This is a genomic window from Elioraea tepida, from assembly GCF_019203965.1.
Lineage (GTDB): Bacteria > Pseudomonadota > Alphaproteobacteria > Acetobacterales > Acetobacteraceae > Elioraea_A > Elioraea_A tepida.
Genome location: NZ_CP076448.1, coordinates 945,001 through 968,983, shown reverse-complemented (window position 1 = coordinate 968,983; position 23,983 = coordinate 945,001). Strand labels below are relative to the sequence as shown.

The window sequence follows — 23,983 nt, the reverse complement described above, 5'->3', positions numbered from 1 at the left end:
GCAGGGGCAGGATGCCCGATGACCGGAGCTAGGGGAGAGAAGAGGAATGAACGACACGACGATCCTTGCCGCGCGCGCAGCCGCGGTCGCGGCGACGGTGGAGCGCGTGCGCGGCATCGAGGCGCGCCTCGGCGTGACGCGCGAGTCGCTCGCCGCGATCATGGCGGAGCTCGAGGCGCTCGCCGCAGAGGCGCATCTGTTTCCGTCCACCGAATTCCCGCCGCCGCCCGAGGGCGAGAAGGGAAGCCGGCGCTATCTCCTGCACGAGGATCCGGACGGGCGCTTCGCCCTCTACCTCAACGCTCTCAACCCGGGCAACGAGACGAAGCCGCATGACCACACCACCTGGGCCGTGGTGGTCGCGGTCGAGGGCGAGGAGCTGAACAAGGTTTACGCCCGGACCGAGCGCGGCCTCGAGGTGGTGCGCGAGGTCGTGGTCCGGCCGGGCACGGGCATCGCGCTCATGCCCGAGGACATCCACTCGATCCACACAACGGGCACGGTGCCGACCCGCCACCTGCACATGTACGGGCTCGCGCTCGAGCGGCTCGATCAGCGCATGGCTTATGACCCGGCCACGGGGCAGGCGACGCCCTACAACGCCACCTTCATGAGGCCCACGGTGAACCGGCCCGCCTGATGCGCCGGATCACGCCGGCGGCGCTCAAGGCCGCGATCCGCGACGGGCGCGAGCTCGCGATCCTCGACGCGCGGGAGGAGGGAGAGTTCGGCTCGGGCCATCTCTTCTGGGCCTCGCCTCTGCCGCTGTCGCGCCTGCCGCTGATCGCGCGCGCTCTCGTGCCGAACCCGCGCGCGCGCATCGTCGTGACCGACGACGGGCGCGGCCTCGCCGAGCGTGCCGCCGCGGAGCTCGAAGCGATGGGCTTCGCCGACGTCTCGGTGCTCGAGGGCGGAACGCCGGCCTGGGAGCGGGCCGGCTATGTGCTGTTCTCGGGCGTCAACGTGCCGTCGAAGGCGTTCGGCGAGTGGGTCGAGCACCACTACGGCACCGAGAGCATCGACGCGCTTGAGCTCAAGGCGCTGATCGACCGCGGCGAGCGGCTCCTGATCCTCGACAGCCGCCCGTTCGAGGAGTTCACCCGGATGTCGATCCCCGGCGGGATCAACGTCCCGGGCGGCGAGCTCGCCTACCGGATCGCCGCGCTCGCTCCCGACCCCGAGACGCTGGTCGTCGTCAACTGCGCCGGCCGCACGCGCTCGATTCTCGGCGCCGAGAGCCTGCGTCGCTTCGGCATCCCGAACCGTGTGGTGGCGCTGCGCAACGGCACAATGGGCTGGGAGCTCGCGGGGCTTGCCTGCGCCCGCGGCGCGACAGCGCGCTACCGCGAAGGAACGCCGCCGGAGCTCGAGCAGGCTCTGGCCCGCGCCGAGGCGCTTCGGCGCCGGCACGGCGTCGGGCTTATCAACCGCGACACGCTGGCCGCCTGGCAACAGGACGGCACGCGCACGCTCTACCTTCTCGATGTGCGCGACCCGAGGGAGTACGAGGCGGGCCACCTCCCGGGCAGCCGGAGCGCCCCGGGCGGCCAGCTCGTGCAGGCGACCGATTCCTGGATCGCGGTGCGAAACGCGCGGATCGTTCTCATCGACGACACCGGCGTGCGGGCGCGGATGACGGCACAGTGGCTCGCGCAGATGGGCCATCGCGACATCCATGTTCTCGAGGGAGGGCTCGAGGGTCCGCTCGAGAGCGGGCCCTGGCAGCCGGAGGTGGCCCTGCCCGAGGTCGAGACCCTGCCGCTTCGCTCGGTCAAGGCGGCGCTCGAGGCCGGGGCGGGGAGGGTGGTCGATCTCGCCCGTTCGATCGCCTTTCGAGAGAGCCACATCCCGGGCGCTCTCTGGGGCGTGCGCACACGGCTCGATGCGCTTGCGGGGCGGCTTCCCGACCAGGGGCTTGTCGCCGTGACTTCGCCCGACGGCAATCGCCTTGCCGCGCTTGCGGTCGAGGAGCTTGAGGAGCTGACGGCGGCCCGCGTCGGCGTCCTCGAGGGGGGTGTCGCGGCCTGGGCGGCGGCCGGTCTCCCGCTCGCAGCCGACCGCACGAACCCGCCCGACGAGGCCTGCATCGACACCTATCTCCGCCCCTATGACCGGAACACGGGTGTGGAGGAGGCGATGCATGCCTACCTCTCCTGGGAGATCGATCTTGTGAAGGAGATCGCGCGCGATGGCGATGCCGGCTTCGGCTGAGCCGCGGTCGCAGCTCGCCCGGCTCGCGGGGGGGCTTCTGCGCCGGGCGGCGGATGTGCTCGTGCCGCCCGCCTGTTTCGCCTGCAGCGAGCCCGTGGCCGAGCAGGGGCTCCTGTGCCCGTCCTGCTTTCCTCGGCTCCGCCGCATCGGCCCGCCGCACTGCCGCTGCTGCGGCCTGCCTTTCGGCCATTCGGCCGAAGCCGTTGAGGCGGGGCTGTGCGCCTCCTGCCTCGAGTATCCGCCGTCCTTTGAGCGCGCGCGGGCGGCTTGGGTCTACGACGAGGCGTCGAAGCCGCTGCTGCTCGCGTTCAAGTATGGCGACCGGACCGAGCTCGCCCCCGCCTTCGCCCGAGCGATGGCGTCGGCCGGAGCGGCCCTCCTCGCCGAGGCGGACGTGATCGCGCCCGTGCCTCTGCACCGGCTGCGGCTGATCAGCCGGCGCTACAACCAGGCCGCCCTGCTCGCCCATGCGCTCGGGTCGATCACGGGCAAGCCGGTCGCGCCGGCGCTGCTTCGCCGCACGCGGCGGACCGCCCCGCTCGCCGATCTCTCGGCGGGAGCGCGACGCCGGGCGCTTGCGGGGGCGATCGCCGTGTCGGCGCGCTTCGCCGGCAGGCTGGGCGGGGCCCGCGTGCTTCTGATCGATGACGTTCTGACCTCAGGCGCGACGGCCAATGCCTGCTCGGAGGCGCTGCTCGCCGCCGGTGCCTCGGCGGTTGACGTGCTGACCGTGGCGCGCACGCCGGCGCCCAAGCCTGACGAGGCCCTTGACGCGGCGGACACAGCGGGCGACGTCCCGGGCAATGGCTGAGATCGAGATCTACACCACCGCCTGGTGCCCCTATTGCGCTGCGGCGAAGGCCCTGCTCGCGAAGAAGGGGGTGCCGTTCCGCGAGATCGACGCTCCGTCCGGTTCGGCGGCGCGCGCCGAGGCGATCACACGCTCGGGCGGCAGGACGACTGTTCCGCAGGTCTTCGTCGATGGCAAGCCGCTCGGCGGCTATGACGACCTCGCCGCGCTCGACCGTGCCGGCCGGCTCGACGCCCTCCTCGGCGTCGGCTGATCTTCACCGTGTGTTGGCACTCCCTTGCGCAGAGTGCCAGGGATGCCATCATCCAGTCATCGCCGGCGCGCAGGGCGGGTCCCGGCCGTCGCACGAGGGAACGGATGATCCACTACACTCTTCGCTGCCACGAAGGCCACACATTCGACGGCTGGTTCAAGGACAGCGCCACCTTCGAGAGGATGGCCGCGCGCGGGCTTGTCGAGTGCCCGAGCTGCGGTTCGAGGCGTGTCGAGCGGGCGCTGATGACGCCGGCGATCGGCTCCGGCGCGAAGGGCAGGGGCAGCACGGAGGCCGATCCGGGGCGCGGCCAGCCGGCTCAAGCGGCGGCGGCGAAGGCGGCCGCCGGGCCGATGCCCGCCGAGATAGTGGCGATGTTGCAGCGTCTTCGCGCCGAGATCGAGCGCAACTGCGACTATGTCGGCCCCCGGTTCGCCGAAGAAGCGCGGCGTATTCACGAGGGCGAGGCGGAACCGCGCGGGATCTACGGTGAGGCGACCCCGGAGGAGGCCGAGGCGCTCAGGGAAGACGGGATACGCTTCGAGACCATCCCCTGGGTGAAGCCGGCGGACGGCTGAGCCCGCGCCGCTGCGGCCGCGCCGAGCCGCGGCGCGCTCACCCCTGTGCCTTCTGTCGCGCGGCGGCGAGCAGCCCGGCGATCGAGCGGGCGAGCTCGCTCCGCGTGATCGGCTTCGGCAGGAAGGCGATGTCCTCCATCAGCGTCAGAGCCGGGTTCATCTCCCCGCCGACGAAGCCAGAGATCATCAGCACGGGCAGGTTCCTCCGCTGCTGCTTGGCCCAGAGGGCGAGCTCCTGGCCGGTCATGTCGCCGGGCATGACGACGTCGGTGACCATGATGTCGAAGCCCCCGGTGGCGAGATGGTCGCGCGCCGAGCGAGCATCGCCGCACTCCACCACCTGGGCGCCGAGGTCGCGCAGGGTTGCCGCCATAACGCCCCGGACGGTGGCGTCGTCATCGACGAGCAGGATCCGGGCGGTGATGTGCTCCGGCGTCTCCTCCGGCATCGGTGCCGGTTCATGGTCCTGCTCGGCCGAGAGCGGCAGGAACACCGAGACGCGGGTGCCGCGGCCCATCCGGCTCTCGATCCGCGCCGTGCCACCTGACTGGGTGGCGAAGCCGTAGACCATCGAGAGCCCGAGGCCCGTTCCGCGCCCCGGCTCCTTGGTGGTGAAGAAGGGCTCGAAGGCGCGCGCCATCACCTCCGGCCCCATGCCGCAGCCATTGTCCTCGACATCGATCACCGCGTACTCGCCCGCCGGCAGGTCCTCGGTCGCATCGGCCGGCGTGATGGCGCGCGCGCGCGTGCGCACCACGATCCGCCCCTGGCGCTGCATCCCGTCGCGGGCGTTCGAGACGAGGTTGATCAGGCACGCGTCGAGATGGGTCGGATCGACCCGCACCGGCAGGGCCGCCGGCGAGAGGTCGAGGACAAGCTCGTTGGCCTCTCCTGCCGCCTTGGCGAGCAGGGTTCGGCAGCGCTCCACCTGCCGGCCGACGTCGCAGGCGACGGGGAACAGCATCTGCTTGCGGGCAAAGGACAGGAGCTGGCCGGTGAGGTTGGAGCCGCGCTCAATCGTGCGCAGCATCAGATCCGTGGTCTCGCGCGCGCGGGGGTCATCGCGGAAGCGCAGCGCGAGCGCCTCTGTGCAGCCGAGCAGCACCGAGAGCAGGTTGTTGAAGTCGTGCGCCACGCCGCCGGTGAGCATGCCGACACTCTCGAGCTTTTGCGCGTGGTGCAGCCGGTCCTCCGCCTGGCGTCGGGCGGCATCGGCCTCGCCGAGGCTCTCAATCAGGGCGGCATGCGCCAGCGCCCCTTTGCGCAGCGACCGGGCGAGCCACCAGACGGCACCGGAGGCGACGAGCAGCACGCCGAGAATGACAAGGGCGAGGCTGTCATTGCCGGACGCGACTTCCTTGCGGTCGGCCGAGACCACGACCGCGATCGGCCAGCGGGCGAGCCGCTGCACGAGAACGAGCCGTGCGCTCGACCCTGGCCCCTCCTGGACGAGGCTGGTCGCGGCGTCCGCGCTGGGCGCAATCGCCTGGGCGATCCAGGAGGGATCGCTCATCGCCCGCCGTCCCGCCGTCGCGTCCTCCCGACCCGCGAGCTGCCAGCCGTCGACGTCGACCCAGGTAACGAGGAAGTCCCGGAAGGGCCGAACCGAGGCGTAGAAGCGCGAGAGATAATCGGCAGGCGTCGCAACGAGCACCGCTCCGGCCGGCCCTGCCGGCCCCGGGATGGCCACTGCCACGGACAACTGCATCGTGCCGGTGATCGGGCAGGAATAGGGGCGGACCAGCAGCGGCCCCGGCTCGCCGGCAAGGGCGCGCGCGAGCCCGTCTGCGCCGTCGAGGCGCACGGGCCCGGCGGGCAGCCCGGCCGAGTGCATCAGCACCAGCCCTGCGGCATCCGTCACCATCACCGAGGCGACCGCGTCGTGGCGGTCTGCGATCGCCGCGAGCCGGGCGGCGAGGCCCGGGTCGGTGGCGCGTTCGGCGACGCTCCGGCCGCTGCCCGGGTCGGCGAGGTCCTCGGCGAGCAGGCGCGCGATCTCGCCGTTGAGCTCGAGCACGCTCTCTGCGTGCCGGGCGGCCACTTCGAGCACGGTCAGAAGGCGCGTCTTCGCGTCCTCGACCGCGGCGTCGCGCAGATAGGCGATCGCCGCGCCTGCGAGCAGGATCGGCACCAGTGTGGCGACGAGGAGAAGCGCGACGGTGCGCTGGCCGAGCCGATGGGCCGAGGAGGAGACGTCCTCGAGAAGCACGTATCCGCCCAAAGGGCTTGTTCCCTTTTTGTTCCGTTCGGTGGGGTAAGGGGCCATGCTGTGCTGATCCTCGCGGGCGCCGTGGTGTGGGGGCCGAGCGGCCGCGATCCGGCCGTCGCGGCGCGTGCGCCGCGCTGCTGCGGCGGCCCGAGGACACTATACCCAATAGTAGGATGATATGCCTAGAGGCAATCGCGAGCGCCCGGCCCCCTCAGAGCCGAATCGCCGCCGCCAGATAGTTCACCGAGAGGTCGCGGGTCTCGACCCAGGCCGCGAAGGGAAGCCGGAGCGTCATCCCCGCCGTCGCCACCGGGCGGAACCCGGCCCCGCGAAGCTCGCGCCCGAGTTCGGCCGGGGTGACGAAGCGCCGCCAGTCATGCGTGCCGCGCGGCAGGATCCGCGCGATATACTCCGCCCCGACCTTGGCGAGGGCGAAGGAGCGGAGGGTTCGGTTGATCGTCGAGAGCGCGACGAGACCACCGGGCCGGGTGAGGGCGGCGAGCGCCGCGAGGAAGGCGCCGGTGTCGGCGACGTGTTCGATCACCTCGAGGGCGGTGACGACGTCGAACACCGCTCCCTCGTCGACCAGCGTCTCAGGCGGCGCGACCCGGTAGGTGACGGCAAGACCTTGCGCGGCGGCATGGGCGCGGGCGGCGGCGATCGCTTCCGCTGCGGCGTCGATCCCGGTCACCTCGGCGCCGGCGCGGGCGAAGGCCTCGGCCGCGAGCCCAGCGCCGCAGCCGACATCGAGCACGCGCGCGCCCGGCCAGGCGATGCCGGCCTCCGCCGCCCGTGCCATGACCCAGCGCGTCCTGAGCGGGTTCATCCGGTGCAGCGGCCGCATCGGCCCGTCCGGGTCCCACCAGCGGGCGGCGAGCGCGTCGAACCGCGCCACCTCCGCCGCCTCCACCGTGCCGCCCGCGCCACGCGCCATGCCGCGCCCCATTGCCGCCATACCCTCGGGCCTTTATGTGTCGCACGATTCGGCGCCCGCAACGCGCCAAGCCTTCCCGGTGTTCCCCGATGGCTCGTCTCGTGATGAAGTTCGGCGGCACCTCCGTCGCCGATCTCGACCGAATCCGCACCGTCGCCGCGCGCGTCAAGCGCGAGGTCGATGCCGGCCACGAAGTGGCCGTCGTGGTCTCCGCCATGGCCGGGGTGACGAACCAGCTCGTCGCCTGGTGCCAGGCGCTGTCGCCGCTGCACGACGCGCGGGAATACGACGCGGTGGTCGCGACCGGCGAGCAGGTCACCTCGGGGCTGACGGCGATTGCGCTGCAGGCGATCGGGGTCGATGCCCGCTCCTGGCAGGGCTGGCAGATCCCGGTGGCGACCGACGGGGCGCACGGCAAGGCGAGAGTGCAACGGATCGAGGGCGGGGAACTGATCCGCCGCATGCAGGCCGGGCAGGTGCCGGTGGTGGCCGGCTTCCAGGGGCTCGGCCCCGACAACCGCATCACCACCCTCGGCCGCGGCGGCTCCGACCTCTCCGCGGTCGCGCTCGCGTCCGCCCTCGAGGCCGACCGCTGCGACATCTTCACCGATGTCGACGGCGTGTACACGACCGACCCGCGGATCGTGCCGCGGGCGCGCAAGCTCGAGCGGATCGCCTACGAGGAGATGCTCGAGATGGCCTCGCTCGGCGCGAAGGTGTTGCAGACGCGCTCGGTCGAGCTTGCGATGAAGGAACGTGTGCGCGTCCAGGTGCTATCCTCCTTCGAGGACAAGCCGGGCACGCTCGTGGTCGATGAGGACGAGATCGTGGAGAAGGAACTGGTCAGCGGCATCGCCTATTCGCGCGACGAGGCCAAGGTGACGCTTCGCCGCGTGCCGGACCGGCCGGGCATCGCGGCCGCGGTGTTCGGCCCGCTCGCCGAGGCCAACGTCAATGTCGACATGATCGTGCAGAACGTCTCTGCCGACGGCACGACCGATCTCACCTTCACCGTCGGCAAGGCCGATCTCGCCCGCACCCTAGACACGCTCAGGGCGCGGTCGGGCGAGATCGGCTACGCGGAGGTTTCGGCCGATTCGGGCGTGGCCAAGATCTCGGTCGTCGGCATCGGCATGCGCAGCCATGCCGGGGTCGCCAACACCATGTTCCGGGCTCTCGCCGCGCGCGGCATCAACATCGAGGTGATCACCACCTCCGAGATCAAGATCTCGGTGCTGATCCGCGAGGACGCCACCGAGCTCGCGGTGCGCGCCCTGCACGCGGCCTACGGCCTCGACGCCGCCGGATGACGCGGGCGGAGGCACGCGCACGGCTTGACGCGCTCTGGCGCCGGGGAACCGCGTTCCTCGGCTCTGAGGTCGCGATCATGGGCGGGGCGATGAGCTGGGTCAGCGAGCGCAACCTCGTCTCCGCCATCTCCAACGCAGGCGGCTTCGGCGTGATCGCCTGCGGCTCGATGACGCCGCGCCAGCTCGATGACGAGATCGCCGCCACCCGCGCGCTCACCGCGAAGCCCTTCGGCGTGAACCTCATCACCATGCACCCCGAGCTCGACGAGCTGATCGGCGTCTGTCTCGCCCATGGCGTGAGCCATATCGTGCTCGCGGGCGGGTTGCCGCCCGGCGGCGCGATCCGGCGCGTCAAAGACGGCGGGGCGAAGCTGATCTGCTTCACGCCCGCCCTGTCGCTCGGGCGCAAGCTCGTCCGCTCCGGGGCCGATGCGCTCGTGATCGAAGGCTCGGAGGCGGGGGGGCATATCGGGCCTGTCAGCCTGACCGTGCTCGCCCAGGAAGTGCTGCCGCATCTGACAGAGGTTCCGGTGTTCGTCGCGGGGGGCATCGGCCGGGGCGAGGCGATCCTCTCCTTCCTCGAGATGGGCGCGGCGGGAGTGCAGCTCGGCACGCGGTTCGTTTGCGCCACCGAATCGATCGCCCATCCGCGCTTGAAGCAGGCCTACATCCGCGCGAGCGCGCGCGACGCCCTGCCCACGGTGCAGCTCGATCCGCGCTTTCCGGTGATCCCGGTGCGCGCCCTCGTCAACCAGGGAACCGAGCGCTTCATGGCGCATCAGGCCGAGGTGGTGCGGCGCTACAATGCCGGCGAGCTGACCCGCGAGGAGGCGCAGCTCGCCATCGAGCATTTCTGGGCGGGCGCGCTGCGCCGCGCGGTGATCGAGGGCGATGTCGAGAACGGCTCGCTGATGGCCGGGCAGAGTGTCGGCCTCGTCACCCGCGAGCAGCCAACCGCAGAGATCATCGCCGAGCTCGTCGACCAGGCGCTCGCCGCCCTGATGGCGCGGAGCTCGGCCGCCGCGACGGCGGCCGCGGACTGAACGACCTCCGTGGCCGCCGCGCCGAGGGACGAGGCAGCGCCGCGACGACTGCTCAGCCGATTGCGGGCGGTGATGGCCGAGGCCGAGGCGCCGGCGGCGCGGCTCGCCGCGCTCGTGCGCCTCGTCGCCGACGAGCTCGCTGCCGAGGTCTGCTCCATCTACGTGATGCGCCCGGGCGAGATCCTCGAGCTCGTCGCCACGGAGGGGCTGCGGCAGGACGCGGTCCACCGGACCCGGCTGAGGGTCGGGGAGGGGATCGTCGGCACGGTCGCGGCCGAGGCGCGCCCCCTCAACCTTCCCGACGCGCAGAACCATCCCGCCTTCGCCTATCGGCCCGAGACCGGCGAGGAGCCCTTCGCCTCGATGCTCGCCGTGCCCTTGCTCCGCGCCGGCAGGGTGCTCGGCGTTCTTGCGGTGCAGACACGCGAGGCAAGGCTCTACACGGAGCCTGAGGTCGAGGCGCTCGAGACGGTCGCGATGCTTCTCGCCGAGCTCGTGCTCGGCCTCCGTCCCCCGCCGCGGGACCGAGACGAGGTGCCGCGCGCTCTGGCCGGCACCCTGCCGCGCGTGTTCGAAGGGGTCGGTCTCACCCCCGGAATCGCCCTCGGCCCCGCCGTGCGGCACGGCGCCCGCCCGCCGCTCGCCGCCGTGCTCGCGACCGACCCGGCGGCCGAGCGCGAGCGGCTCGAGGCGGCCGTCGCCGCCATGCATGCGGGGCTCGACACCCTGCTCGCCGGCAGCGCCGGGCTCGTCTCGGGCTCGGCCGAGACGCGCGAGGTGTTCGAGGCCTATCGCCTGATCGCCGCCGACGCCGGGTGGCTCGCGCGGATCCGCGACGCGGTCGCGGCCGGGCTGACGGCCGAGGCGGCGGTCGAGCGCGAGCTTGCGGAGCTGCGCGCGCGGATGCGCCGCGTGCGCGATGCCTATCTGCGCGAGCGGCTCGCCGACCTCGAGGACGCCGCCGGGAGGCTCATCGACCATCTCGCCGGCGGCTCGCGCGCCGAGGGCCTGCCTCAGGGCTTCATCCTGCTCGCGCGACGTCTCGGCCCAGCGGAGTTGCTCGACTATCACGGCCGCGGGCTTGCGGGCCTGCTGCTCGAGGAGGGAAGCCCCACCGCGCACGCGACCATCATCGCCCGCGCGCTCGAGGTGCCGCTGCTTGCGGGCTGCCGCGGCGCGGTCGACAGCGCCGAGGAGGGCGAGACGGTGCTGCTCGACGCCGAGGAGGGGCGGCTGATCCTGCGCCCCGAGAGCGAGATCGTCTCGGGCTATGAGGCCGCGCTCGCCGCCCGCTCGGCCCGGCGCGCCGCTCTTGCGGAGACCGCGACGCTGCCGCCGATGACCGCAGACGGCGTGCGCGTGAGCGTCCTGATGAACGCCGGGCTCGCCGCCGACCTCGCCCAGCTCGACTCCTGCGGCGCCGAGGGGATCGGCCTGTTCCGGACCGAGATCGCCTGGCTTGCCCGGGGCGGCCTGCCCGATCCGGACGCCGAGGAGGCGTTCTACGCCCGCGTGGTCGAGGCCGCCGGTGCGCGGCCGGTGTTGTTCCGCACCATCGACCTCGGCGGCGACAAGCTTCTGCCGGGCTTCCCGCACGGCGAGGAGGAGAACCCCGCGCTCGGCTGGCGGTCGCTGCGGATCGGGCTCGACCGCCCGGCGATGCTGAGGCGCCAGCTTCGGGCGCTGCTCCGCGCCACGGCCGGGCGGACGCTGCGCGTGATGTTCCCGATGGTCACGACGGTGGAGGAGTTCCGTGCCGCCAAGGCGATCCTGCGCGCCGAGACCGCCCAGCTCCGCCGCGCCGGGCGCGCGCCCGAACAGGTGCTTGTTGGGGCGATGCTCGAGGTGCCGGCGCTCGTGTGGCAGCTTCCCGCCTTGCTCGATGAGGCGGATTTCCTCTCGATCGGCTCGAACGACCTCACCCAGTTCCTGTTCGCGGCCGATCGCGGCAACCCGAGGCTCGCCGGACGCTACGACTTCCTCTCCGCCCCTGTGCTTGACCTGCTCGCCGAGGTCGCCGCCGCGGCCGCGGCGGCGAGCGTTCCCTTAAGCCTCTGCGGCGAGGCGGCGTCTCGGCCGCTCGAGGCGCTCGCCGTGCTCGGCGTCGGCATCCGGGCTGTCTCGATGCCGGCGAGTGCGGTTCCCGCCGTGAAGGCGATGGTGCGCGGGCTTGATCTCGGGGCCTTCACGCGCTTCCTCGCCGGGCTTCGCCGGTCCGCCCACGGAGGGCGGTCGCTCAGGGCGGAGATCGCAGCGTGGGCGCGTGACCACGGCCTCTCGTTCTAGCGCCACGGGCGGGCGTGCCACGGTCCTTAATCGAATTTCGTAACGTGTTCACGTTAGGACTGGCAGGAGAGGGGGGTCCCGCGCTAGACGATGGGGCGCTGGGCACCAGGGCGGGGGGCGGCATGGTCCCGGAAGGCTGCCGTGGTGCGAGGAAGGTCTGCGGTGCTGCAAGACGGAAAGACGATGGCGACCGAGGACATGGTGTCCGTCCCGGCAGCTGGTCAGTCGGCGGTCGGCGGCCTGTTGCGGGCCGCGCGGCAGCGGCATGGGCTCGCGGTCGAGGACGTCGCGCTCGCACTCAAGATCCGCCGGCCCTACATCGAGGCGATCGAGGAAGGGCGGCTGTCCGCCCTGCCCGCGCAGGCCTACGCGATCGGCTTCGTCAAGACCTACGCCGCCGCGCTCGGGCTCGACGCCGAGGAGGTCGCCCGGCGCTGGCGCCTCGAGACGGGGGCGGCGCATGCGCGCAAGCCCGAGCTCTCCTTCCCCGCCCCCGTTCCCGAGCGGGGAATCCCAGCGGGCGCTCTGATCGTCGTCGGCCTTGTGCTGGCGGCCGGGCTCTACGGGGGCTGGTACTACCTCTCGGGCACCGGGCAGAGGGTGGCCGACCTTGTGCCTGCTCTGCCCGAACGTTACGCTCGTATCGAGGTGACACCACAGTCCCCGCCGGCCGCCGCGACGGCCTCCCTTGCGCCGTCCGCGACGCCCAACCAGCCTCCCGTCTCCGCCGCGCCTCTGGCTTCGGCCCTGCCCCCGCCAGCCACACAGCCGCAGCAGTCTCCGCCTCCAGTCTTGCCTCAGCCGTCGCCGGGCGGTGGAGGCGCGCCCGCTCTCACCGGTCCCGTCCCCCCCGCACCCGAGCCGCGCGTCGCCCTGCCGGCCACCGGGCCGTGGCCCACCGGCCCTGCCGTCACGCCTGAGAGCCTGGCCGCGCCGCGCCCGGCCGCGAGCCCGACCAGCGCCAGCGCCTCGACCCTCACCCCTCCGCCTCCACCGCCGCAGGCGGAGGCGCCAGCGCAGAGCTTCGGCACGGCTGACGAAAGCCGGGTGCTTTTGCGCGCCCGCGCCGACAGTTGGATCCAGGTGCGCGAGCGGAACGGCGGCACTGTTCTCTTCAACCGCGTGCTCCGGCCGGGCGAGACCTACCGCGTCCCGCTCCGTCCCGGCCTGCTGCTCACCACAGGCAATGCCGGCGGGCTCGAGATTGTGCTCGACGGCGATGCCCTGCCAACCCTCGGGCAGCACGGTGTAGTGCGGCGCGACCTGCCACTCGAGCCCGAGCTCCTGAAACAGGCGGTCGCGAGCCTGCAGCGGTAGCGGAACGCCGCGCGGCACGCCATTCTCCCGCCCGAGCGGGAGAGCATCCGACCATGTCCTATCGTCCCTACCAGAGGATCACCCGGCGCAAGAGCCGCAAAATCCATGTCGGGCGCGTCGCCGTCGGCGGCGATGCGCCGATCTCGGTCCAGACCATGACCAACACGCCGACGACCGACGTCGCGGCGACGATCGCCCAGATACGCCGCGCCGAGATTGCCGGCGCCGACATCGTGCGTGTCTCGGTGCCGGACGAGGAGAGCACCGCCGCTCTGGCCAAGATCGTGCCCGAGGTGGGCGTGCCGATCGTCGCCGACATCCACTTCCACTACCGCCGCGCGATCGAGGCGGCCAAGGCCGGCGCCGCCTGCCTGCGCATCAACCCAGGCAACATCGGCTCGCCCGATCGAGTGAAGGAGGTGATCCGGGCCGCGCGCGACCATGGCTGCTCGATCCGGATCGGCGTGAACGCGGGCTCGCTCGAGAAGCACCTGCTCGAGAAATACGGGGAGCCGAACCCGGAGGCGATGGTCGAGAGCGCTCTGTGGCACGCGGCCCTGTTGCAGGAGCACGACTTCCACGAGTTCAAGATCAGCGTGAAGGCCTCGGACGTGTTCCTTGCCGTCGCCGCCTATCAGCTCCTCGCCGAAGCCTGCGACCACCCCCTCCATCTCGGCATCACCGAGGCCGGCGCGCGCCGCACCGGCACGGTGAAGTCCGCCCTCGGCATCGGCTCGCTTCTGTGGGCCGGGATCGGCGACACGATCCGCGTCTCGCTCGCCGACGAGCCGGAGGAGGAGGTGCGCGTGGGGTGGGAGATCCTCAAGGCGCTGCACCTGCGCCACCGCGGCGTGAAGATCATCGCCTGCCCCTCCTGCGCCCGCCAGGGCTTCGATGTGATCCGCACCGTCGAGACGCTCGAGCGTCGGCTCGAGCACATAGAGGTGCCGATCACCCTCTCGATCATCGGCTGCGTGGTGAACGGGCCGGGCGAGGCGCTGATGACCGATCTCGGGCTCACCGGCGGCGGCGCGGGGCGGCACATGGTCTACGCCGCCGGCAGGGCCGACCATACGATCAGCACCGAGGAGATGATCGACCATATCGTCGCGCTGGTGGAGGCGAAGGCGGAGGCGATGCGGGACAAAACCGCCCTGCCAGAGGCGGCAGCCTGAGCCGGGGCGAAGCGAGGCCCGCGGCCGCGCCCGGGCTTGACAGGCGGGCGCGCAGGCGGCGTTTGAGCCGTCGACCGTGACACCTCCCCGGCCGGAGACACCGTGACCCCGCTCAAGCCCGTGCGCGGCATGCGCGACCTCATCGGCGAGGACGCCCGACGCCACCGCCACGTCATCGACACCGCCCGCCGTATCGCCCTCCTCTGGGGCTTCGAGGAGTGGGAAACGCCCGTGCTCGAGGACACGCGCGTCTTCACCCGAAGCCTCGGTGACACCTCCGACGTGGTGATGAAGGAGATGTACAGTTTCGAGGACCGCGGCGGCGAGCAAGTGACGCTCCGCCCCGAGAACACCGCAGGTGTGTGCCGCGCGCTCGTCTCGAACGGGCTGACGCAGGACCTGCCGCAGAAGGTGTTCTACGCCGGGCCGATGTTCCGCTACGAGCGGCCGCAGAAGGGGCGCTACCGGCAGTTCCACCAGATCGGCATCGAGACCCTCGGCGCGGCGGAGCCGCTCGCTGATGCTGAGGCCATCGCCTGCGGGTGGGAGATCCTCAACGCTCTCGGCGTCGCCGACGGCACGGTGCTTGAGATCAACACGCTCGGCGATTCGGAGAGCCGGCATGCCTGGCGTGCCGCTCTCGTGTCGTTCCTCAAGCGCCATCAGCAGGCGCTGTCTGAGGACAGCCGGATCCGGCTCGAGCGCAACCCCTTGCGCGTTCTCGACAGCAAGGACGAGCGCGACCGCGCCATCCTCGCCGACGCGCCCGACATCTTCGACCACCTGACCGAGGCCGCACGCGCCCGCTGGGAGGCGGTGCTCGCGGCGCTCGACGCCTTCGGCGTGCCCTATCGGGTCAATCCGCGCATCGTGCGCGGCCTCGACTATTATTCCCACACCGCTTTCGAGTTTGTCACCGATCGTCTCGGCGCCCAAGGAACGGTGATGGCGGGTGGCCGCTATGACGGCCTTGTCGAGGAGATGGGCGGGCCGCCGACGCCGTCTGTCGGCTGGGCGGCTGGGGTCGAGCGTCTTGCCATGCTTCTGCCCGCGCCGCCTGCGCCCATCGCTCCAGTGGCGGTGATCCCGATCGGCGAGGAGTCGGAGCGGGCGGCGGTTGCGGCGCTCACTGCGCTGCGACGCGCCGGGATCCGCGCCGAGATGGCGTTCCGCGGCACGCTGAAGCGGCGCCTGGAGCGGGCGAACAAGGCGGGTGCGCGCGCGGCCGTGATCCTCGGCGAGGCCGAGATCGCCTCCGGCGTCGCCCAGGTGAAGGACCTTCGCTCGGGCGCGCAGGAGGCGGTGCCGCTCGATCAGTTGCCGCAATGGCTTGCCGGATGAGCCGTCGCCTCTCCCCCGCCTTCGCCGCACGGCTCGATCGCGTGCTTGCGCGCGCGCGCGAGCTCGAGGCGATGCTCGCGCAAGGCCTCGAAGGCCCCGCTTACGTCGCGGCGACGCGCGAGCAGGCGCAGCTCGCTCCCCTCGCTGAGGGGATCGCGTCGCTCAGGCGCGCCGAGCGCGAGCTCGCCGAGGCCGAGGCCCTGCGGGACGACGCGGCGGCCGATCCGGAGATGCGCGCGCTCGCGGAGGAGGAGGCCCGCGCGCTCGCTGCGCGGATCGACGAGCTCGAGCACGGCATCCGGCTCGCGCTCCTGCCGAAGGACGAGGCGGACGAGCGGAACGTCATCCTCGAGGTGCGCGCCGGTGCGGGCGGCGACGAGGCGGCGCTCTTCGCCGCCGACCTGTTCGAGATGTATCGCCGCTACGCCGAGGCGCGCGGCTGGCGCTTCGAGGTGCTCGAGCTCTCCGAGAACGACCTCGGCGGCTTTCGCGAGGCGGTCGCCTCCATCACCGGCAAGGACGTGTATGCGAGGCTGAAGTTCGAGAGCGGCGTGCACCGGATCCAACGCGTGCCGGCGACCGAGGCGCAGGGGCGGATCCACACCTCGACCGCGACCGTCGCGGTGCTGCCCGAGGCCGAGGAGGTCGATGTCGCCATCAACGAGCAGGACCTCCGGATCGACGTGTTCCGCGCCTCCGGCGCCGGCGGCCAGCACGTCAACAAGACCGAGAGCGCGGTGCGGATCACCCATCTGCCCTCCGGGATCGTCGTCGTCTGCCAGGACGAGAAGAGCCAGCACAAGAACCGGGCGCGGGCGATGAAGATCCTCCGTGCCAGGCTTTACGAGCGCGAGCGCGCGGCGAGAGCCTCGGCGCGCTCCGACCTGCGCCGGTCGCAGGTCGGCACGGGCGACCGTTCGGAACGGATCCGAACCTACAACGTGCCGCAGGGGAGGGTGACCGACCATCGCATCGGCCTCACCCTGCACAAGATCGACCGCGTGCTCGCAGGCGAGCTTGACGAGATCATTGACGCTCTGACAGCGGAGGCGCAGGCAGAGCTGCTTGCGCAGGAGGCGTGACCGGCGCCCGAGCGGGCGGCGCGACGGTCGGCGCGCTTCTGTGCGAGGCCGGGGATCGGCTTCGCGCGGCAGGTGTGGAGGAGGCGCGCATCGAGGCGCGGCTCCTGCTCGGCCATGTGCTCGGGCGCAAGCCGCTCGCCCTGCCGCTCGAGGCGCATCGTCCGGTGACGGAGGCCGACGCCGAGCGGTTCCGCGCGCTGGTCCGCCGACGCGCCGCACGCGAGCCGACGGCCTACCTCATCGGCAGGCAGGGCTTCTGGACGCTCGATCTCGCCGTGACTCCCGACGTGCTGATCCCCCGGCCCGATACAGAGACGGTGGTCGCCGCGGCGGTCGACCACGCCGGCTGCCGCGACGCCGTCCGTCGCGTGCTCGACCTCGGAACCGGTTCGGGCGCGATCCTGCTTGCGCTGCTCTCCGAGTGCCCGAACGCCTGGGGGGTTGGGCTCGACCGGAGCGAGGCAGCGCTCGCGGTCGCCCGCGGCAATGCCGTTGCCTCCGGGCTCGCCCACCGCTGCGCCTTCGTCTGCGGCGACTGGGCCGCGGCGTTGGCCGGGCGATTCGACATCGTCGCCGCCAATCCGCCCTATATCGCCACCGGCACGATCGCGACCCTCGCCCCGGAGGTGGCGCGTGCCGAGCCGCGCGTCGCGCTGGACGGCGGCGCCGACGGGCTTGCCTGCTACCGGGCGATCATCCCTGACCTGCCGCGCCTGCTTGCTCCGTCGGGTGTGGCGGTGCTCGAACTCGGCGCAGGCCAAGCGCGAGAGGTCGGGGCGCTGGCCGAGTCGGCGGGGCTGCGATGCGTGGAAATACGGCAGGACCTTGGCGGCGTTCCGCGTGCGTTCGCGGTCGTGCAGGGCTGATCGAAGTCCCTGGGAAAAAAACCGGTTGGCGTGGCCTTGCCGCCGCACTAGGGTGCCTCAGGGGCCGACCGACTCCGCCTCGATCTCGCCCTGCGCGGCGCTGGCGCCGCTTGCGGCGCGGGGTGGTGCGGGCCCCGGGGCGCCGGCGAGACACGCCGCCGCCCGGGCGTCGGCTCCGGCCGGCAAGCGACGCTGCGACAACGATGGCAGATACGGGAAGATGAACCTCAAGCGTATGCGTGGCCGCGGCCATCACCAGGCCTCCCGGCACCAGCACCGCGGCATGCCGCTCAACCGCAACCATGTGTTCGACAGCAACGGGCCGGACGTCCGGCTTCGCGGCACCTCGCAGCAGCTGTTCGAGAAGTATCTCCAGCTCGGGCGCGACGCGACCTCGGCCGGCGACCGGGTGATGGCCGAGAGCTACTTCCAGCACGCCGAACACTATTTCCGCATCCTCAACGCCATGCAGCAGGCCCAGGGACACGCCCACGGGCAGGGCCAGAACGGGCACCAGCAGCGCCGCGGCTACGAGGGCGAGGCGGTCGACCCGCTCGAGGCTGCCGTCGAGCAGGCGATGAACGGCCACGCCGCCGATCAGCCGCTCGCCCCCGGCGAGGGCGAGCAGCCGAAGCTCCAGCCGCCCGGGCTCGACTGAGCCGGCTACTCCCGGGCTCCGCCCCAAGCGGAGCGTTCGACGACGCTCCGAGGCGGAGATCGGGGAGCCCTCGCGGCACTGCGCCCGACCCGGCGCCGGCCGGGAGCGGCCCCTGTCGGCGCCGCCCGCCTCTCTCTTTTTCGACATGTCCGCCGTCAGCGGGCGTCCGTGCCCAGGCGTCAGGGAGTGCAACGCCGTGCGCGAGCGACGCCACGGTAACGCTCGCGGCCTCGAGCGGAGCCGAAGCCCCCGCTGAGGCCTCCAACGTCGGCTCACGGCGTGGCGTCGTGCACCACGATCGCGTCGCCGACTGCCACCCGCCCGCCTGCCTCGACCCTGCCGTAGACGCCGAGATCGGGGTGGCCGAACCCGTCCCACAGGCCCTGCACCGGGTCGCAATCCCGCCGCGCGGTGAGCGGGTTCACCTCGGTCGCGGCGCAGCGGGGGATCCGCTTCGTGATCCGCAGCGTCGCGCCGCCGAGCTCGATCGTCCGGCCCACCCAGTCGAACTCCGCCCACGCGGGCAGGCCGCTGAAATACACGTTCGCGCGGAAGCGCAGCGGGTCGAGGCTTCGCCCCATTGCCCGCTCGAGCGCGGCGAGCGAGGCGAGATTGATCAGCGACACCACCTTGTTGCGATGGTCGGAGAAACTGTGGCCGGGGGAGGTGACGAAGCGCGGGCGCCCGCGCACCTCGTGACCGAGGAGGTCGGCGAGGAAGGCAGCGATCGCCGCGCGTCCCTCTGCGGTGGCGGTCGAGGCGGTCAGCGCCTTGCCGTCGGGCGGGCGCAGCACCAGCACCTCGCGCCGGTCGTCCCAGGCCGCGTGCAGCGCAGCAAGCCGCTCGTTCTCCATCAGCGTCGCGAAATGCTGCTTCTGCAGCCAGGCGGGCGACGCCTCGTCGAACGGCGCATCCCCGTGCGCGAGCGCGAATTTCCTGTCGCCCGGCAGGGTCTCGCCCGGGTCGAGATGAACCTCGGCGAGCGCCTCGGCGGACAGCCCCTTCACGGGGTAGCGGTAGATGTGTTCGACGCGCACGCTGCGAGCCCTCTCTTGCACTTGAGCGCCATCAAAGCGGTTCCCATCTCCCTTCAGCAACGCTCGGAGCACCGGGCGCTGCCGCCGGGTGCAGCCTTCGGGGGCACACGGTGCCCGTCGCCTCGAAGAGGGACAGAGACATGGACATCGAGAAGTTCACCGAACGCTCCCGCGGCTTCCTGCAGGCCGCATCCACCATCGCCATCCGCGAATACCATCAGCGGATCCTGCCCGAGCACTTGCTCAAGGCCCTGCTCGACGACCCGGACGGTGCCGCCGCCGGGCTGATCCGCGCCGCCGGGGGCGACCCGGCCAAGGCGCGTGCCGCGGTCGACAGTGCGTTGGCGCGGCTGCCGAAGGTGTCGGGCCCGGGCGCCGGCCAGCCGATGCTCTCGCCTGAGCTCGTGCGGGTGCTCGACGCCGCGCAGCAGGCGGCGCAGAAGGCAGGCGACGAGTTCGTGGCGCAGGACCGGCTTCTGGTCGCGCTTGCCAACGCGGACGGGGCGGCGGGGGCGGCGCTGCGCGGGGCCGGCGCCACGCCGCAAGCGCTCGAACGCGCGGTCGCCGACATCCGCAAGGGACGCAAGGTGACAAGCCAGGGCGCGGAGGAGACGTTCGACGCGCTCTCCAAATATGCCCGCGACATCACCGCTGCTGCCCGCGAGGGCAAGCTCGACCCGGTGATCGGGCGCGACGAGGAGATCCGGCGCGTCGTCCAGGTGCTCGCGCGGCGGACCAAGAACAACCCGGTGCTGATCGGCGAACCGGGGGTGGGCAAGACGGCGATCGTCGAGGGGCTCGCGCTCCGGATCGTCAACGGCGACGTTCCGGAGGCGCTGAAGGGCAAGCGGGTGCTCGCTCTCGACCTCGGCGCCCTCGTGGCTGGCGCGAAATTCCGCGGCGAGTTCGAGGAGCGCCTGAAGGCCGTTCTCGCCGAGATCGAGAACGCCGCCGGCGAGGTGATCCTGTTCATCGACGAGATGCACACCCTCGTCGGCGCGGGCAAGTCGGAAGGCGCGATGGACGCCTCGAACCTGCTCAAGCCGGCGCTCGCCCGCGGCGAGCTCCACTGCATCGGCGCCACCACCCTCGACGAATACCGCAAGCACGTCGAGAAGGACGCCGCCCTTGCCCGGCGCTTCCAGCCTGTGTTCGTGTCCGAGCCCTCGGTCGAGGACACGATCTCGATCCTGCGCGGCATCAAGGACAAGTACGAGACGCACCACGGCGTGCGGATCTCCGACTCGGCCCTCGTCGCTGCCGCGACGCTCTCGAACCGCTACATCACCGACCGGTTCCTGCCCGACAAGGCGATCGACCTCGTCGACGAGGCCGCCTCGCGCCTGCGCATGCAGGTGGACAGCAAGCCCGAGGAGCTCGACGAGCTCGACCGGAGGCTGATCCAGCTCAAGATCGAGCGCGAGGCGCTGCGGAAGGAGGAGGACGCCGCCTCGAAGGAGCGGCTTCAGCGACTCGAGCGCGAGATCGCCGAGCTCGAGGAGAAATCGAACGCAATGACGGCCGAGTGGCAGGCCGAGAAGGCGCGCGTCGCCGAGACCCAGGCGCTCAAGGAGCGGCTTGACCGCGCCCGGGCCGAAGCCGAGATGGCGCAGCGGCAGGGCGATCTCGCCCGCGCTTCGGAGCTCCGCTACGGCGTGATCCCCGAGCTCGAGAAGCGGATCGCCGCCGCCGGCTCGGAGGGCCGCCTCGTCAACGAGGCGGTGACGGAGGCCGAGATCGCCCAGGTCGTGAGCCGCTGGACCGGCATTCCCGTCGACAAGATGCTCGAGGGCGAGCGGGCGAAGCTGCTCGCGATGGAGGACAATCTCCGCCGCCGCGTGGTCGGGCAGGAGGATGCGCTCAGGGCGGTGGCGAACGCCGTCCGCCGCGCGCGCGCAGGCCTTCAGGACCCGAACCGGCCGATCGGCTCGTTCCTGTTCCTCGGCCCCACGGGCGTGGGCAAGACCGAGCTCTGCAAGGCGCTCGCCGCGTTCCTGTTCGACGACGAGCGGGCGATGGTGCGCATCGACATGTCCGAGTACATGGAGAAGCACGCCGTCGCCCGGCTGATCGGCGCACCACCCGGCTATGTCGGCTACGAGGAGGGCGGGGCTCTGACCGAGGCGGTGCGGCGCCGGCCCTACCAGGTGATCCTGTTCGACGAGGTCGAGAAGGCGCACGAGGACGTGTTCAACGTGCTCCTGCAGGTGCTCGACGACGGGCGGCTGACCGACGGCCAGGGCCGGACGGTGGATTTCCGCAACACCATCATCGTGCTGACCTCGAACCTCGGCTCCGAGATCCTCGCCGCGCAGCGTGAGGACGAGGATGTCGATCTCGTGCGCGGCCAGGTGATGGCGGTGGTGCGCAGCCGGTTCCGCCCGGAGTTCCTGAACCGGCTCGACGAGATCATCCTGTTCCGCCGCCTCGGCCGGAGCGAGATGGCGGCGATCGTCGAGATCCAGCTCGAGCGCCTGAAGGCCCTGCTCGCGGAGCGGAAGGTGAAGCTCGAGGTGGGCGAGGATGCGAAGGCCTGGCTCGCCGAGGCCGGCTACGACCCGGTCTACGGGGCAAGGCCGCTGAAGCGGGTGATCCAGCGGTCGCTGCAGAACCCGCTTGCCATGATGCTGCTCGAGGGCGCGATCGCCGAGGGCGAGACCGTGCATGTCTCGGCAGCCGGCGACGGGCTTGTGATCAACGGCAGGCTCGCCGAGGCGGCCTGAGACTCGACCACGGGCGAGCGCGGCGGGGGCCGGTGCGAGAGCCTCCGGCCCAGGACGGCGGGGCGGGGGATGGCACCTCGACCCGCCTCCAGGCCGCCGATCGCCTTGGGCGCACCTCTTGGCCGATCAGCCGGGGTAAGCTGACCGCTTGAGCGGAGGCAAACCGCCCGCGACCAGGCCACGGGCGGACGTGCCGGGCGTTCGGGTCCGGGGCGATACCCGTCGTTCGGCGGCGGGCCGCTCAGTCGGCGGCGGCAAGCTCCCGGCCCGGCGCGAGCAGGGCGAACTGACGCTCGGCCCGGGCGCGCGCGCGCTGGAAGGCCGCAAGCGCGAGGCCGGTGAGGCGCTTGGGCGGCATGACCTGCGCGACCGCCGGGTTGACCGGCTGGTGGTTGCGGTGCACCTCGAAATGGAGATGCGGCCCGGTCGAGAGACCCGTCGAGCCGACGCGGCCGATCACCTGCCCCTGCCGCACCAGCGACCCGGGCCGCAAGCCCTGCTGGATCGAGGAGAGGTGGGCGTAGAGCGTCGAGACCCCACCCGCATGGTTGATCACGACCGTGGTGCCATAGCCGCCGCGCGTGCCGGCGAAGGCGACTCGCCCGTCGCCCGCGGCATAGACGGGCGTTCCCGTGGGCGCGGCGAAATCCACCCCCTGGTGCATTCGGCTGTAGCCGAGGATCGGGTGGCGGCGCATGCCGAAGCCTGAGGAGATCCGCGCCGCATCGAGCGGCGTGCGCAACAGCGACCGCCGCACCGAGACGCCGTTCTCGTCGAACCAGTCGACGCTGCCGTCAGGCGCCACGAAGCGCCAGATCCGGTGCACCCTGCCGCCCGCCTCGAGCTCGGCGAACAAGGCATCGCCGTGGTCCATCAGCGCGCCGTCCGGGTCGCGCCAGCGTTCGAACATCACCGCGAAACGCTCTCCGCCCTGAAGGTCGCGCTGGAAGTCGATGCTGTTGGAGAAGGCGCGAATGAGCCCCATCACGAGGGCGGGCGGCACCGAGGCGCGGGTGAGATCCTCGTAGAAGCTCGCGGTGATCGCGCCCTCGGCGCGCACGAGATGGCGCACCCGCTCGACCTCCTCGAGCGTGGCCGTGAAGCCGCCATCCTCGCGGGCGAAGAGGGTGACGCGCCGGTCGGGGGAGGGCTCGATCGCGAGCGCGGCGAGCGGGCGCGAGGGATCGAGGCTACGGAACAGATAGAGCTCTTGCCCCGGCCGCAGATCGCGTGGCCGCAGATGCGGCCTGATCGCCGCGACGGCGGCATGCGCCTTGGCAGGGGCGAGCCCGGCCCTGCCGAGCAGGGCAAGCAGCGTGTCGCCCCGCCTGACCTCGAGGAGCACGGGCTCGAGCGCCTCACCGGGCAGGAGGGCGGCCTGGTCGCTCGGCTCGGCGCTCGTCGCCTCGCTGGCGACGAACGGGCCTTCAAGCTCGAGCGCTGCCGCAAGCTGCGGCGCGGTGAGGAGCAGAGCGGCGACAAGTCTGGCCAATACGGCCCGGAGACGAGGCATCACGCTGCGAATCCATGGGGTTGGTCGCGGACGCTCGCACACTCGGCCGCCCGCGCAGGGTGTGTCAACCGCTCGGCGCATGGCGGGCATGCGACCGCGCGCGGGCGCCGAGGGCCTCCTGGCGGCGTGGATCGTTCCGGGGCCACCCCACCGCTAGGGGGAAAAAGCCGAATGGCGTCAATCGGTTGAGGCCTGCCGGGGCGGGTGCGGAGAAGGCTTGCGGCGGGGCCTGAAACCTGTTTGACATTGCGCATCGCCGTGCGTATAAGCCGCGCCTCGCCGATGGGAACACCTGATGGCGGGCCGCGGCGGAGAGGCCGTGGTGCGAGGGGATGAGGTCCCCCGCAGCGCTCTTTGATAGGTTGAGATCGGAGAGGAAGGGATGCGTTGGGGGCGTCTGGCTGCTCCGGCGCGGGCCCACGGGACTTGGTCCCGTGTGTCGGCGCTCCGGGGGTTCGGCTGGATCGCCTGTCGAACGCATCGCCACGATGCCAAGACGCCAAAGTGCGAGACAGTTCGGACCCCGTTCATCGTGCGCCCCCTCGGGGGTGTTCGGATGAACCTGAGAGTTTGATCCTGGCTCAGAGCGAACGCTGGCGGCAGGCCTAACACATGCAAGTCGTGCGCCCCGCAAGG

19 protein-coding genes and 1 rRNA gene (1 of these 20 cut by a window edge) are annotated in these 23,983 nt (G+C 71.9%); 16 read left to right on the top strand and 4 right to left on the bottom strand.

The genetic code is table 11. The annotated features are described in order from the left end of the window. The first annotated feature begins 46 nt into the window (after positions 1-46). The 5 genes from KO353_RS04690 to KO353_RS04670 all read left to right on the top strand — a co-directional run bounded on the left by KO353_RS04690 (position 47) and on the right by KO353_RS04670 (position 3,853). The gene (locus KO353_RS04690) at positions 47-640 is read left to right on the top strand and encodes a cysteine dioxygenase family protein (RefSeq protein ID WP_218286579.1); all 594 of its coding nucleotides are present in this window, start codon (positions 47-49) and stop codon (positions 638-640) included. Then, on the top strand, positions 640-2,211 hold the full coding sequence (locus KO353_RS04685; RefSeq protein WP_218286578.1) for a rhodanese-like domain-containing protein: 1,572 nt from the start codon (positions 640-642) through the stop codon (positions 2,209-2,211). The genes KO353_RS04690 and KO353_RS04685 overlap by 1 nt, the downstream gene beginning before the upstream one ends. Beyond that, entirely contained in the window at positions 2,189-3,022 is an 834-nt protein-coding gene (locus tag KO353_RS04680; RefSeq protein WP_218286577.1) for a ComF family protein, read from the top strand. Before KO353_RS04685 ends, KO353_RS04680 begins: the two co-directional genes overlap by 23 nt. Then, on the top strand, positions 3,015-3,275 hold the full coding sequence (gene grxC / locus KO353_RS04675) for a glutaredoxin 3 (protein ID WP_218286576.1): 261 nt from the start codon (positions 3,015-3,017) through the stop codon (positions 3,273-3,275). Before KO353_RS04680 ends, grxC begins: the two co-directional genes overlap by 8 nt. A gap of 104 nt (positions 3,276-3,379) precedes the next feature. After that, the gene (locus KO353_RS04670; RefSeq protein ID WP_218286575.1) at positions 3,380-3,853 is read left to right on the top strand and encodes a DUF1178 family protein; all 474 of its coding nucleotides are present in this window, start codon (positions 3,380-3,382) and stop codon (positions 3,851-3,853) included. Positions 3,854-3,890: 37 nt separating this feature from the next. On the opposite strand, the gene KO353_RS04665 is transcribed toward KO353_RS04670, so the two are convergent. Both KO353_RS04665 and ubiG read right to left on the bottom strand, forming a co-directional pair. After that, entirely contained in the window at positions 3,891-6,119 is a 2,229-nt protein-coding gene (locus KO353_RS04665; protein ID WP_218286574.1) for an ATP-binding protein, read from the bottom strand. 154 nt (positions 6,120-6,273) lie between these two features. Then, positions 6,274-6,996: a bifunctional 2-polyprenyl-6-hydroxyphenol methylase/3-demethylubiquinol 3-O-methyltransferase UbiG gene (ubiG, locus tag KO353_RS04660; RefSeq protein ID WP_235692024.1), complete on the bottom strand. Its 723-nt coding sequence runs from the start codon at positions 6,994-6,996 to the stop codon at positions 6,274-6,276. An 89-nt stretch (positions 6,997-7,085) separates the two neighbouring features. Here ubiG and KO353_RS04655 point away from each other — a divergent pair, with 89 nt between their 5' ends. The 9 genes from KO353_RS04655 (at position 7,086) to KO353_RS04615 (ending at position 18,074) form a co-directional block, all read left to right on the top strand. Continuing rightward, positions 7,086-8,306 carry an aspartate kinase gene (locus tag KO353_RS04655; RefSeq protein ID WP_218286572.1) on the top strand — a complete coding sequence of 407 codons (1,221 nt, stop codon included), beginning with the start codon at positions 7,086-7,088 and terminating at the stop codon, positions 8,304-8,306. After that, complete coding sequence (locus KO353_RS04650; RefSeq protein WP_218286571.1) at positions 8,303-9,349, top strand: NAD(P)H-dependent flavin oxidoreductase; 1,047 nt, start codon at positions 8,303-8,305, stop codon at positions 9,347-9,349. Before KO353_RS04655 ends, KO353_RS04650 begins: the two co-directional genes overlap by 4 nt. 9 nt (positions 9,350-9,358) lie before the next feature. After that, positions 9,359-11,635 (top strand): phosphoenolpyruvate--protein phosphotransferase, encoded by a 2,277-nt coding sequence (gene ptsP / locus KO353_RS04645; protein ID WP_328774501.1) that lies wholly within the window; start codon positions 9,359-9,361, stop codon positions 11,633-11,635. A 183-nt stretch (positions 11,636-11,818) separates the two neighbouring features. Continuing rightward, positions 11,819-12,952, top strand: coding sequence for a helix-turn-helix domain-containing protein (locus KO353_RS04640; protein ID WP_218286570.1), 1,134 nt, complete (start codon positions 11,819-11,821; stop codon positions 12,950-12,952). Between the two features lie 53 nt (positions 12,953-13,005). Then, positions 13,006-14,127, top strand: coding sequence for a flavodoxin-dependent (E)-4-hydroxy-3-methylbut-2-enyl-diphosphate synthase (ispG, locus tag KO353_RS04635; protein ID WP_218286569.1), 1,122 nt, complete (start codon positions 13,006-13,008; stop codon positions 14,125-14,127). 102 nt (positions 14,128-14,229) lie between these two features. Further along, positions 14,230-15,468 (top strand): histidine--tRNA ligase, encoded by a 1,239-nt coding sequence (gene hisS, locus KO353_RS04630; RefSeq protein ID WP_218286568.1) that lies wholly within the window; start codon positions 14,230-14,232, stop codon positions 15,466-15,468. After that, the gene (prfA, locus tag KO353_RS04625) at positions 15,465-16,550 is read left to right on the top strand and encodes a peptide chain release factor 1 (protein WP_218286567.1); all 1,086 of its coding nucleotides are present in this window, start codon (positions 15,465-15,467) and stop codon (positions 16,548-16,550) included. The genes hisS and prfA overlap by 4 nt, the downstream gene beginning before the upstream one ends. Further along, positions 16,547-17,416: a peptide chain release factor N(5)-glutamine methyltransferase gene (gene prmC, locus KO353_RS04620; protein WP_218286566.1), complete on the top strand. Its 870-nt coding sequence runs from the start codon at positions 16,547-16,549 to the stop codon at positions 17,414-17,416. Before prfA ends, prmC begins: the two co-directional genes overlap by 4 nt. A 220-nt stretch (positions 17,417-17,636) precedes the next feature. Then, positions 17,637-18,074, top strand: coding sequence for a DUF4167 domain-containing protein (locus tag KO353_RS04615; protein ID WP_218286565.1), 438 nt, complete (start codon positions 17,637-17,639; stop codon positions 18,072-18,074). 272 nt (positions 18,075-18,346) lie between these two features. On the opposite strand, the gene KO353_RS04610 is transcribed toward KO353_RS04615, so the two are convergent. Next, complete coding sequence (locus KO353_RS04610) at positions 18,347-19,111, bottom strand: MOSC domain-containing protein (RefSeq protein WP_218286564.1); 765 nt, start codon at positions 19,109-19,111, stop codon at positions 18,347-18,349. 140 nt (positions 19,112-19,251) lie between these two features. Between KO353_RS04610 and clpB the strand changes: the two genes are divergently transcribed. Next, a complete protein-coding gene (clpB, locus tag KO353_RS04605) occupies positions 19,252-21,834 on the top strand; it encodes an ATP-dependent chaperone ClpB (protein WP_218286563.1) in 2,583 nt (860 codons plus the stop codon). A 241-nt stretch (positions 21,835-22,075) separates the two neighbouring features. On the opposite strand, the gene KO353_RS04600 is transcribed toward clpB, so the two are convergent. After that, positions 22,076-23,347, bottom strand: coding sequence for a M23 family metallopeptidase (locus KO353_RS04600; RefSeq protein WP_218286562.1), 1,272 nt, complete (start codon positions 23,345-23,347; stop codon positions 22,076-22,078). Positions 23,348-23,905: 558 nt separating this feature from the next. On the opposite strand from KO353_RS04600, the gene KO353_RS04595 reads away from it, so the two are divergent. Beyond that, positions 23,906-23,983, top strand: a 16S ribosomal RNA gene (locus KO353_RS04595) (it continues 1,409 nt past the right edge of the window).

Excerpts from the sequence above, each read along its gene's own strand:
- KO353_RS04690 (WP_218286579.1), top strand. The coding sequence starts at position 47 with ATGAACGACACGACGATCCTTGCCGCGCGCGCAGCCGCGGTCGCGGCG.
- KO353_RS04685 (WP_218286578.1), top strand. The coding sequence starts at position 640 with ATGCGCCGGATCACGCCGGCGGCGCTCAAGGCCGCGATCCGCGACGGG.
- KO353_RS04680 (WP_218286577.1), top strand. The coding sequence starts at position 2,189 with ATGGCGATGCCGGCTTCGGCTGAGCCGCGGTCGCAGCTCGCCCGGCTC.
- grxC (WP_218286576.1), top strand. The coding sequence starts at position 3,015 with ATGGCTGAGATCGAGATCTACACCACCGCCTGGTGCCCCTATTGCGCT.
- KO353_RS04670 (WP_218286575.1), top strand. The coding sequence starts at position 3,380 with ATGATCCACTACACTCTTCGCTGCCACGAAGGCCACACATTCGACGGC.
- KO353_RS04665 (WP_218286574.1), bottom strand. The coding sequence starts at position 6,119 with ATGGCCCCTTACCCCACCGAACGGAACAAAAAGGGAACAAGCCCTTTG.
- ubiG (WP_235692024.1), bottom strand. The coding sequence starts at position 6,996 with ATGGCGCGTGGCGCGGGCGGCACGGTGGAGGCGGCGGAGGTGGCGCGG.
- KO353_RS04655 (WP_218286572.1), top strand. The coding sequence starts at position 7,086 with ATGGCTCGTCTCGTGATGAAGTTCGGCGGCACCTCCGTCGCCGATCTC.
- KO353_RS04650 (WP_218286571.1), top strand. The coding sequence starts at position 8,303 with ATGACGCGGGCGGAGGCACGCGCACGGCTTGACGCGCTCTGGCGCCGG.
- KO353_RS04640 (WP_218286570.1), top strand. The coding sequence starts at position 11,819 with ATGGCGACCGAGGACATGGTGTCCGTCCCGGCAGCTGGTCAGTCGGCG.
- ispG (WP_218286569.1), top strand. The coding sequence starts at position 13,006 with ATGTCCTATCGTCCCTACCAGAGGATCACCCGGCGCAAGAGCCGCAAA.
- prfA (WP_218286567.1), top strand. The coding sequence starts at position 15,465 with ATGAGCCGTCGCCTCTCCCCCGCCTTCGCCGCACGGCTCGATCGCGTG.
- KO353_RS04615 (WP_218286565.1), top strand. The coding sequence starts at position 17,637 with ATGAACCTCAAGCGTATGCGTGGCCGCGGCCATCACCAGGCCTCCCGG.
- clpB (WP_218286563.1), top strand. The coding sequence starts at position 19,252 with ATGGACATCGAGAAGTTCACCGAACGCTCCCGCGGCTTCCTGCAGGCC.
- KO353_RS04600 (WP_218286562.1), bottom strand. The coding sequence starts at position 23,347 with ATGCCTCGTCTCCGGGCCGTATTGGCCAGACTTGTCGCCGCTCTGCTC.